This is a genomic window from Devosia insulae DS-56, from assembly GCF_000970465.2.
GTDB lineage: Bacteria > Pseudomonadota > Alphaproteobacteria > Rhizobiales > Devosiaceae > Devosia_A > Devosia_A insulae.
In genome coordinates this window covers 38278-48178 of sequence record NZ_LAJE02000080.1, presented here as the reverse complement: position 1 = coordinate 48178, position 9901 = coordinate 38278, and the positions used below count along the sequence as shown (strand labels likewise).

9 protein-coding genes are annotated in these 9901 nt (G+C 67.4%); 6 read left to right on the top strand and 3 right to left on the bottom strand.

Annotated elements, in window-relative coordinates; all coding sequences use genetic code 11:
* The 3 genes from VW23_RS05635 to VW23_RS05625 all read right to left on the bottom strand — a co-directional run.
* Positions 1 to 626 (bottom strand): dihydrodipicolinate synthase family protein (locus VW23_RS05635; RefSeq protein WP_069908607.1); only part of this gene is annotated, 626 nt, incomplete at its 3' end.
* The gene (gene pdxA, locus VW23_RS05630) at positions 623 to 1573 is read right to left on the bottom strand and encodes a 4-hydroxythreonine-4-phosphate dehydrogenase PdxA (RefSeq protein ID WP_069908606.1); all 951 of its coding nucleotides are present in this window, start codon (positions 1571 to 1573) and stop codon (positions 623 to 625) included. The genes VW23_RS05635 and pdxA, both read right to left, overlap by 4 nt.
* Positions 1570 to 2742 (bottom strand): sialidase family protein, encoded by a 1173-nt coding sequence (locus VW23_RS05625; protein ID WP_069908605.1) that lies wholly within the window; start codon positions 2740 to 2742, stop codon positions 1570 to 1572. The genes pdxA and VW23_RS05625 overlap by 4 nt, the downstream gene beginning before the upstream one ends.
* 380 nt (positions 2743 to 3122) lie before the next feature.
* Here VW23_RS05625 and VW23_RS05620 point away from each other — a divergent pair, with 380 nt between their 5' ends.
* The 6 genes from VW23_RS05620 to VW23_RS05595 all read left to right on the top strand — a co-directional run bounded on the left by VW23_RS05620 (position 3123) and on the right by VW23_RS05595 (position 9894).
* Entirely contained in the window at positions 3123 to 4595 is a 1473-nt protein-coding gene (locus VW23_RS05620) for an ABC transporter substrate-binding protein (protein ID WP_141728231.1), read from the top strand.
* A 77-nt stretch (positions 4596 to 4672) separates the two neighbouring features.
* Positions 4673 to 5587 (top strand): ABC transporter permease, encoded by a 915-nt coding sequence (locus VW23_RS05615; RefSeq protein ID WP_069908604.1) that lies wholly within the window; start codon positions 4673 to 4675, stop codon positions 5585 to 5587.
* Positions 5588 to 5591: 4 nt separating this feature from the next.
* Positions 5592 to 6554 carry an ABC transporter permease gene (locus tag VW23_RS05610; RefSeq protein ID WP_069908603.1) on the top strand — a complete coding sequence of 321 codons (963 nt, stop codon included), beginning with the start codon at positions 5592 to 5594 and terminating at the stop codon, positions 6552 to 6554.
* Positions 6547 to 8163 carry an ABC transporter ATP-binding protein gene (locus VW23_RS05605; RefSeq protein WP_069908602.1) on the top strand — a complete coding sequence of 539 codons (1617 nt, stop codon included), beginning with the start codon at positions 6547 to 6549 and terminating at the stop codon, positions 8161 to 8163. The genes VW23_RS05610 and VW23_RS05605 overlap by 8 nt, the downstream gene beginning before the upstream one ends.
* Positions 8156 to 9190 carry a four-carbon acid sugar kinase family protein gene (locus VW23_RS05600; protein ID WP_069908601.1) on the top strand — a complete coding sequence of 345 codons (1035 nt, stop codon included), beginning with the start codon at positions 8156 to 8158 and terminating at the stop codon, positions 9188 to 9190. The genes VW23_RS05605 and VW23_RS05600 overlap by 8 nt, the downstream gene beginning before the upstream one ends.
* Entirely contained in the window at positions 9187 to 9894 is a 708-nt protein-coding gene (locus VW23_RS05595; protein ID WP_069908600.1) for a FadR/GntR family transcriptional regulator, read from the top strand. The genes VW23_RS05600 and VW23_RS05595 overlap by 4 nt, the downstream gene beginning before the upstream one ends.
* The last annotated feature ends 7 nt before the right edge of the window (positions 9895 to 9901 follow it).

Genomic DNA, 9901 nt, shown 5'->3' with positions numbered 1-9901 from the left:
GCCCTCAGCAGCGCCAGCATCAGCGGGTCGGCGCCGGCCAGCACGGCGAAATTCTCGAACGCCGAGGCGAAACCCGCCATGCTTTCGAGCTTGCCCGAACTGTCCTTGACCCCGATGACGATATCAGGAAACGCCTCGCGCAGCCGGGCGGTCAGCTCGAGCGAGATGCCGACCTGGGCGATCGGCGGGATGTGGTAGAGCACGACGCGCAAGCTATCGCTCGCCACCCCCTCGATCACCTCGGCATAAAAGCGGAACAGCCCCTCGTCGCTCACCCCCTTGTAGTAGAAGGGCGGCAGCACGACGCTGGCGGCAACGCCCGCATCGAGCGCATGCCGGGTCAGCGCCACCGTATCGGCGACATTGGTCTGCGACGTCCCGGGCAACAGCCGGCTGGGATCGACCCCGGCGGTGATGACGTGCTCGAGCAGCTGGCGGCGCTGCATCAGGCTGAACGAGTTGGCTTCCCCGGTGGTGCCCAAGAGCGCAATGCCGTCGCAGCCTTCCGCCAGCAACGCCTTGGCGTGGCTCGCAAAACTCGCGTGGTCCGGCCCGCCATTGGCAAGGACCGGCGTCGCCGCGGCGCTGAACACGCCGTGGACGGGGAACGTGGTGGCAGGATTCATGACTTCATCCCCGCAACGAGACGCCGCGCATAGGCAATGGCGGAATTCATGTTGGTGTGGTTGGCCTTGCCGGTGCCGGCGATATCGAAGGCGGTGCCGTGGTCGACCGAGGTGCGGTCGATCGGCAGGCCCAGCGACACGTTCACCGCGGTATCGAAGGCGACGAGCTTGATCGGGATGTGGCCCTGATCGTGATACTGGGCGATCACCAGGTCGAAGGCGCCGTTATAGGCGCGGTGATAGACCGTATCGGCCGAGATCGGCCCCTCGGCATTGATGCCTTCGGCCCGCGCCATGGCGACGGCCGGCACCACCTGCTGGTCGTCCTCGCTGCCGAACAGACCGTTCTCGCCGCAATGCGGGTTGATGCCGGCCACCGCGATGCGTGGGCTGGCATAGCCGATCCGCTTCAGGTGCGCGTTGCCGGCGCGGATGGTGGCGAGGATGCGCTCGGGCGTGGCGCGGTCGATGGCGGTTTTGAGCGACACATGCGTCGACACATGGATCACCTTCAGCCGCTCCGAGCCCAGCAGCATGAAGGCCGATTTCTGCCCGGTCAGCGCCGCCAGCATGCCGGTATGGCCATCATAGTGGTGGCCGGCGCGGTTCAGCGCTTCCTTGTTGATCGGCGCGGTGACGATGCAGCCGATCAGGCCGGCCTCGGCATCGCGCACCGCCTTTTCGATGAAGCGGAACGCTGCATCGCCGGCGCGCGGATCGAGCTTGCCCCAGGGCAACGGGCCGCCTTCGACCGGCAGGTCGATCACCAGGCCATCGAGTTCTAGCCCCAGCCCGGTCGCCGCCAGCGCCTGCTCCAGCGTCGCGCGGTTGCCATAGATGCGGGTGCGGGCGCGGTCCTCGGCGCGCATCTCGGCCACCGCCTTGACCGAGATTTCCGGGCCGACCCCGGCCGGGTCGCCCATGGTGATGCCGATAATGTCGCTCACGAGTGTTCTCCGTCGATCCATCCCTGGGGGAGACGGACATATTTGATGGCGCGCCGGAAGTAGGTGTAGGCGACATGCAGCGCGCCGTCCGGCCCTTCCAGGAGGTATGGGTAGGACAGCTCCTTGTTCCGCCCATCGACCGAATTGTTGGTGAGGCAGGTGCCGGGGCTGTCGTCGATGATGCGGCGGAGCGGCCAGGTGAGCCCGCCATCCGATGAGACGCTGAGCGTCAGCGGGGCGCGCGGCACGCCCCACACCGGAGCGCAGCCACCGCTGGCGTCGGGGCGGTCGTCGCCGGCTTCGATCTCGTCATAGAGCGACACCCGGCGATCGGCCGAAGTCGCGGCGGAGGTCGGGTTGCCCACCATGGCGAGCCGGCCGTCGGCGAGGCGGATGACGTTGATCGACGAGTTGTTGTTGGGCACATCGGTCGGCGCCGGCGCCGACCAGCTGAACCCGCCATCGCGGCTTTCCGAACGGTGGACGAAATCGGATTGCCGGCGGCGGTAGAAGGCGGCGAGGTGATCGCCATCGAGCGGCACGATGGTCATGTGCACCGAGCCGATCGAATCAGGCACTTCGCTGAGCACCCAGTTTCGGCCGTCATCATGGCTGACCGCGACGCCGGCGGTATCGTGGCTGCCGTTCCAGCGCTGCCCGGGCCGCGAGATGCAGCGGAACACCGGCATCAGCGTCGCCCCATCCTTGCGGCGAACGAAGCGGGCGCGGACGAACGTGCCAAGCGGCAGGTCGAGGTCGCGCGGCGCTCTGCCGACCAGCCGGTCGCCCTCGAGGCGGATGGGCCGGCTGCGCAGCAGGCATTCATCCTGGTTGCCGGCCGGCTGGGCGGTATGGATCAGCTGCCAATTCCCCTCGGCGTCCCGCGCCAGCACCGGGTTCTGCTCCGAGCGCTCGGTATCGTGGCTGAGCTGCACCGTCGGACCGAACGCCTCGGCGCCCGGCGCCAGCACCGTGCCGTGGATCGAGATATCCGACTTGCCTTCGAGCGTGCCGCCGAACCACAGGCAGGCGAGCGTGCCGTCATCCATCAGCTCGATGAAGGCAGCGTGGTTCTGCACCATGGGCGAGGCGAGAAACGCCTCGTAGCGGCCATCGGCGGTGCCGACCAACCGACCATTCATCCGCGCGGCGATCTCGTCCGGAGTCATCTCTCCCCCATTTGCTGTTGGCCGCAAAAGTCACACCGAAACACATGTTGTCAAGTTATTATCACGGTTGTCAGCAACTTCCACCTTGATCTGACGCGAAATATATCTACGCATTTTCAATGCATTAGCGTTCTTTCGCGCAACCAAAAGGCTCGTTCATACACTTTTAATTTGACAACCTTCGCTGCACTCGGGTTAGGTGCAGCCCGATCGGTGACCGCCTGAGCGGCATCGAGGCGACCGCACGGGGCGGCGCCGGGCGCTGGCAATTCGGCGCCGGGAGTTTCGCGTGGGTTGTTCGCAGCTCGGCCCGCGCCAGATCGTGAAAGCTGCGTTGGGAGGATGCCTTGATCATCAAGAACGTTCTGGCCGGCGCCCTCATGGCTACGGGGCTGGTTGCCCCCGCCATGGCGCAGTCCAATACCGACATTACCGTGGTGCTCAGCGAAGAACTCGACCTCGTCGAGCCCTGCATGGCGACCCGCTCCAATATCGGCCGCGTCATCATGGAGAACATCTCCGAGACGCTGACCGAGCTCGACGTGCGCGGCGACAAGGGGCTGATGCCGCGCCTCGCCGACAGCTGGGAAGACAAGGGCGACGGCACCTGGCAGTTCAAGCTGCATCCGGGCGTCAAATTCTCCGATGGCAGCGATTTTGACGCCGCCGACGTCAAGCACTCGTTCGATCGGGTGTTCAGCGACCAGATCACCTGCGAGTCCAAGCGCTACTTCGCCGACACCAAGCTCGATTTCAACATTGTCGATGCCAACACCATCGACGTCACCGCCACGCCGGCGCAGCCGATCCTGCCGCTGTTGATGTCGCTGGTCACCATCGTTCCCTCCGAGACGCCGATCGAGTTCGTGCGCGATCCGATCGGCACCGGCCCCTTTAAGATGACCGAGTGGACCGCCGGCCAGCAGATCGTTTTGACCCGCCGCGACGATTATTGGGGCACTGCCCCCGCGGTGACCAAGGCGACCTACCTGTTCCGCTCCGAGCCGGCCGTGCGCGCCGCCATGGTGGAAGCCGGCGAAGCCGATATCGCCCCGCAGATCACCGAGGTGGAAGCCACCAACCCGAAGACCGATTTCACCTACCCCAACTCGGAAACCGTCTACCTCCGCATCGACCAGACCGTCGAGCCGATGGGTGACCTGCGCGTCCGCCAGGCGCTCAATGCCGCCATCGACCGCGAGGCCTTTATCGGCACCGTGCTCGCCGCCGGCACCGAGCTCGCCGTCGCCATGGTGCCGCCGACGACGCTGGGCTGGAACGCCACCCTCACCCCGCCGGCCTATGATCTCGAAGGCGCCAAGGCGCTGCTCGCCGCTGCCGCCGCCGATGGCGTCAACGTCAAGGCGCCGGTCGAAGTGATCGCCCGCACCGAGAACTTCCCGCACGTCACCGAAGTGGGTGAGGCGCTGGTCGACATGCTCAACGAAGCCGGCTTCAACGCCAGCCTGCGCATGGTCGAAGTGGCCGAGCACGAGCAGTTCTATTCCAAGCCCTATCCCGAGGGGCGTCCGGCCCAGCTCGTCGTCGCCCAGCACGATAACTCGCGCGGCGATCCGGTGTTCTCGATGTACTTCAAGTATCACAGCCAGGGCACCCAGTCGGGCGTCAACGACCCCAAGGTCGATGCGCTGATCGAAAAGGCCAGCGCCGCGACCGGCGAGGAGCGCGCCGCGCTCTGGTCGGAGCTGTTCGCCTATGTGCAGAAGGACATCGTCGCCGACGCCCTGCTGTTCCACATGGTCGGCCATAGCCGGGTGAGCGAGCGGCTCGCCTTCACTCCGACCATCGCCACCAACCAGCAGCTGCAGCTGAGCGAGATCGGCTTCAAGTAAGCCGGTTCGAGACTAAACTGCTGGCGGCGCCGGACCCCGCGTCCGGCGCCGCTGCCCATAAGGAAACCCAGAGCGCCATGACCAGACTGATCGGACAACGCGCGATCGCCAGCCTCCTCTCCCTGTTCGGGCTGATGGTGCTGGTGTTCTTCCTGTCGCGCCTGACCGGCGACCCGGCCGTGCTGTTCCTGCCGATCGACGCCACCGAGCAGATGAAACAGGAGTTCCGGGCGCTGCACGGGCTCGACCTGCCGATCATCGAGCAGTTCTGGCGCTACCTGCTCGATCTGCTGCAGCTCGATTTCGGCGACAGCCTGCGCAAGGCCCGCCCTGCCCTCCAAGTGGTGCTCGAGGCCTATGCCTGGACCCTGCCGCTGGCGCTCATCACCATGGCGATCGTCGTCGTCGCCGCCATCGTCCTCGGCTCGCTCGCCGCCTTCAGGGTCGGCGGCTTTTTCGACCGGCTGGTCTCGATCGTCTCGCTGGTCGGCGCTTCCGCGCCGGATTTCTGGATCGCCATCGTCGCCATCGTGGTGTTCTCGATCGGCCTCGGCTGGGTGCCGACCTCCGGTGTGGGCACGCCGCTCCACTGGGTGCTGCCGATCGCCGTGCTGTTCATCCGGCCCTTCGGCCTCGTGGTGCAGGTGGTGCGCGGCTCGATGCTGTCGGCACTGAGCGCCCCCTATGTGAAGACGGCGCGCGCCAAGGGGGTGAAGAACCTGCCGCTGATCTTCGTCCACACGCTGCGCAACGGCATGCTGCCGGTCATCACCGTGATCGGCGACCAGGCCGCGGCCATGCTCAATGGCGCGGTGATCGTCGAAACCATTTTCGGCTTCCCCGGCGTCGGCAAGCTGATGATCGACTCGATCCTGCAGCGCGATTTCAACGTCGTGCTGGCGGCAATCATGGTCACCGCCCTCGCCATCTTCCTCATGAACATCCTGATCGACATCGGCTATTCGCTGCTCGATCCGCGCATCCGGCACTAAGGACATGTCGCCCGTGACCGATACGTCGCTCGCCAAATCCCCCGCTCCGGCCCCGCGCGCCGCGCCGCCTTTGCTCGCCATGCTGTGGCGCGACAAGCTCGCCTTCGCCTCGGCGGTGATCCTGCTGCTGATCGTCGTCGCGGCGCTGCTCGGCCCGGCTTTGCTGGGCGAAATGGCCAATGACCAGAACCTCAGGGGGCGCAACTTTGCCCCCTTCAGCTTCGCCCGCGGCTGGCAGTTCTTCCTCGGCGGCGACTCGCTGGGCCGGCCGATGCTGGCCCGGCTGATCGTTGCCGCGCATTCGACCATCCTGATCGCCGCCGGCACCGTCGCCGCGGCGGCTTTGGTCGGCGCTGCCGCCGGGCTGGTCGCCGGCTATATGGGCAAGACCACCTCGCAGGTGATCATGCGGCTCGCCGACGTCATCATGTCGTTCCCCTCGCTGCTGCTCGCCGTGGTGGTGCTCTACGTGCTCGGGCCCTCGATCCCCAACATGATCCTGGTGCTCGCCATCACCCGCATCCCGATTTACCTCCGCACCACCCGCGCCGAAGTGCTGGAAGTGCGCGAGCGGATGTTCGTCCAGGCCGCGGTGGTGATGGGCGCCTCGCATCGCCGCATCATCTTCCGCCACATCCTGCCGGTGGTGGCGCCGACCCTCCTGACCATCGCGACGCTCGATTTCGCCTTCGTCATGCTGGCCGAAAGCTCGCTGAGCTTTCTCGGCATCGGCGTGCAGCCGCCCGATATCACCTGGGGCCTGATGGTGGCGCAGGGCCGCCCCTACCTCACCACCGCCTGGTGGCTGGCCTTCTGGCCGGGCCTCCTGATCGTCATCACCGCGCTGGCGCTGAACCTGCTTTCGGGCTGGATGCGCATCGCGCTCGATCCCAACCAGCGCTGGCGCCTCGAAGCCCGAAGCACTGCGCCATCGGGCGCCAAACCAGCGAGCCCCACCCATGGCTGAGGCTTTGCTCACCGTCAAAAACCTGTCGGTGGATTTTCACACCGCCCGCGGCACCGTGCACGCGGTGAAAGATGTCAGCTGGTCGGTCGGCCGCGGCGAAACCCTCGCCATCCTCGGCGAAAGCGGCTCGGGCAAATCGGTCTCCGCCAATGCGGTGATGAACCTGCTCGATACCCCGCCGGCCCGCATCGTCTCGGGTGAAATCCTCTATGACGGCAAGGATCTCTTGCGCGTCAGCTACGAGGAGCACCGGGCGCTCAACGGCAAGAAGATCGCCATGATCTTCCAGGATCCGCTCGGCCACCTGAACCCGGTCTATACGGTGGGCTGGCAGATCGTCGAGATGATGACCGCGCACGGCCGCCCCGCCGCCATGGCGCGGGCCCGGGCGCTCGAGCTGATCGCCCGCGTCGGCATTGCCGACCCCGAAGCGGCGATGCGGAAATACCCGCACCAGTTCTCCGGCGGCCAGCGCCAGCGCCTGATGATCGCCATGGCGCTGATGTTGAAACCCGACATCCTGATCGCCGACGAGCCGACCACGGCGCTCGACGTCACCATCCAGGCCGAAGTGCTGGCGCTGCTCAAAGAGCTGCAGGCCGAGACCGGCATGGGGTTGGTGCTCATCACCCACGATCTCGGCGTCGTCGCCGAAATCGCCGACCGCGTCGTGGTGATGAACCAGGGCGAGATCGTCGAAACCGGCAGCGTACGCGACGTCTACCACCACCCGCAGCACGCCTATACCAAAAAGCTGATCGGTGCCGCGCCCGGCAAGGGCGAGATCAAGCTGCTCGAAGCTGCGCCGCTGCTGCTCGAAACCAAGGCCCTCAAGAAGAGCTATGGCGGCTTCACCGCGCTGAAGGGCGCTTCGCTCACCCTGCTGCGCGGCCAGAGCCTCGCCGTGGTGGGGGAGAGCGGCTCGGGCAAATCGACTTTGGCCCGCACCCTGTTGCGGCTCGAGGACGCCGATGGCGGCGAGGCGCTGTGGAAGGGCCGCGACCTGCTCCGCATGGGGGCGCGCGAGCTGCTCGGGGTGCGCCGCGAGATCCAGATGGTGTTCCAGGATCCGACCCAGTCGCTCAACCCGCGCATGTCGGTGTACCAGCTGATCGCCGAGGGCTGGGACATCCACAGGCTGATGCCCGACCGGGCACAGCGCCGGGCCCGGGTCGCCGAACTGCTCGACCAGGTCGGGCTCGCGCCCGAGCATGCCGAGCGCTATCCGCACCAGTTCTCGGGCGGGCAGCGCCAGCGCATCGCCATCGCCCGGGCTTTGGCGCTCGAGCCCGAGCTGATCATCTGCGACGAGGCGGTCTCGGCGCTCGACGTCTCGATCCAGGCCCAGGTGATCGCCCTGCTCGACAGCCTGCGCCGGCGGCTCGGCATCGCTTTCCTGTTCATCGCCCACGACCTGGGCGTGGTGCGCGATTTCGCCGATACGGTGATCGTCATGCAGGCCGGCGAGATCGTCGAACGCGGCCCCACGGCGCAGATTTTCGACGCCCCGCAGCACCCCTATACGCAGCGGTTGCTGGCCGCCAATCTCGACCCCGATCCGGACGTGCAGGCCAGCCGCCGCGCCAGCATTGCGGCGCCACATGCCTGAGCTGGCGATCATCGCCGATGACCTGACGGGGGCCCTCGACGCCGCGGCGCCCTTCGCCATGCGCTCGATTTCGACCGCCGTGGCGCTGAGCCCGGCGGCGCTCGGCGCGGCGATTGCCGGCGGCGCCCGCGTCATCGGCGTCTCGACCGACAGCCGCGACCTGCCACCCGCCGAAGCGCGCGTCGCGGTGGCCGCCGCCCTCGCTGCCCTGCCCGCCGGCACCCGGCTGTTCAAGAAGGTCGACTCCCGCCTCAAGGGCCAGATCGCCGCCGAACTCGACGCCATCCCGCATCGCAAAAGCCTCGTCATCCCCGCCATCCCGGGCTTCGGCCGCTGGGTCCGCGAGGGGTGGCTCGGCGGCTTCGGCGTTGCGGCGCCGGTCGCCATCGCCCCCCGCCTCGGCGCCCATGCCGGCCGCGCCAGCATTCCCGATATCGAGACCGATGCCGATATCTCCGCGGCGCTCGGCACCGCGCACGACCTGCCGATCGGCGCCCGCGGCCTCGCCGAAGCCATGGCCCGCGCCATGGCGCCCGATGCCCCGGCGCCGGATGTGAGCCTGCGCCACCGCCACGCCTATCTGGTGATCGGCTCGACCGACCCGATCACCCTCGCCCAGCTGGCTCAACTCCGGGCCGCCGACCCCGGCCTCGCCTATCTCGCCGCGCCGAACGGCGTCGGTCCGGCCACACTGCCCGCCCCGGCGCGGCTGACGGTGCTGCAGGCAACTCCCGGCGCCACCGCCGCCGACGGCAAGTCGGTGGCCAATGCCCTTGCCGACACGCTCAAGCGCCTCGCCCCACCGCCCGGTGCTCTGCTCGTCCTCTCAGGCGGCGCCACCGCGCAGGTGCTGCTCGAGCGGCTGGGCGTCCGGGTGCTCGATCTCATCGGTGAAGCCCTGCCCGGCCTGCCTTTGGCGCAAGGCGGCGGCTTGACCTTTGTCACCAAATCGGGCGGCTTTGGCGGGCCTGAAACGCTGCAACACCTGCTGCATCCGTTTCACGCAGAGGAGGAGCGCCTCGCATGACCATGAGCGAAGGTCTCAACGTCCGGCGGAGCCTCTCCGACGCAGTGTTCGACCGCATCCAGCGGGCCATCAAGTCGGGGGCCTATGCGGTCGATGCCCGGCTGCCCACCGAGCATGCGCTGGCCGCCGAGTTCCAGGTGTCTCGCCCGGTGGTGCGCGATGCGCTGCAGCGGCTGCGCGACCAGGGGCTGATCTATTCGCGCCAGGGCGCCGGCAGTTTCGTGCGCGAACAGGGGCTGAAGGAGCCGCTCGGCTTTGGCCAGATGGAGAACCTCTCCGACCTGCAGCACTGCTATGATTTCCGCCTGACCATCGAGCCCGAAGCCGCCGCGATGGCAGCGCAGCGCCGCACCCCCGAAGCGCTGGCCCGGATCAAATCGGCGCTCAGCCTGCTGCGCGATGCCACCAACCGGCAGGCGCACCGCGCCGATGCCGATTTCATGTTCCACCTCAGCATCGCCCAGGCCTCGGCCAACCCGTATTTTTCCACTGCCATGCAGGCGCTGGAAGAACACATCGCCGTCGGCATGCGCTTCCACGGCATTTCGCTGCGCTCGACCAGCGACGGCCTGCAGCACGTCTTCACCGAACACTCCGCCGTGTTCGAAGCGATCAACGCCGCCGACCCGGAAACGGCGCGGACGCGCATGCGAGAGCACCTGCAAGGCTCGCGCGACCGGTTGTTTGCACCGAAGACGATCTGAGGCGCGC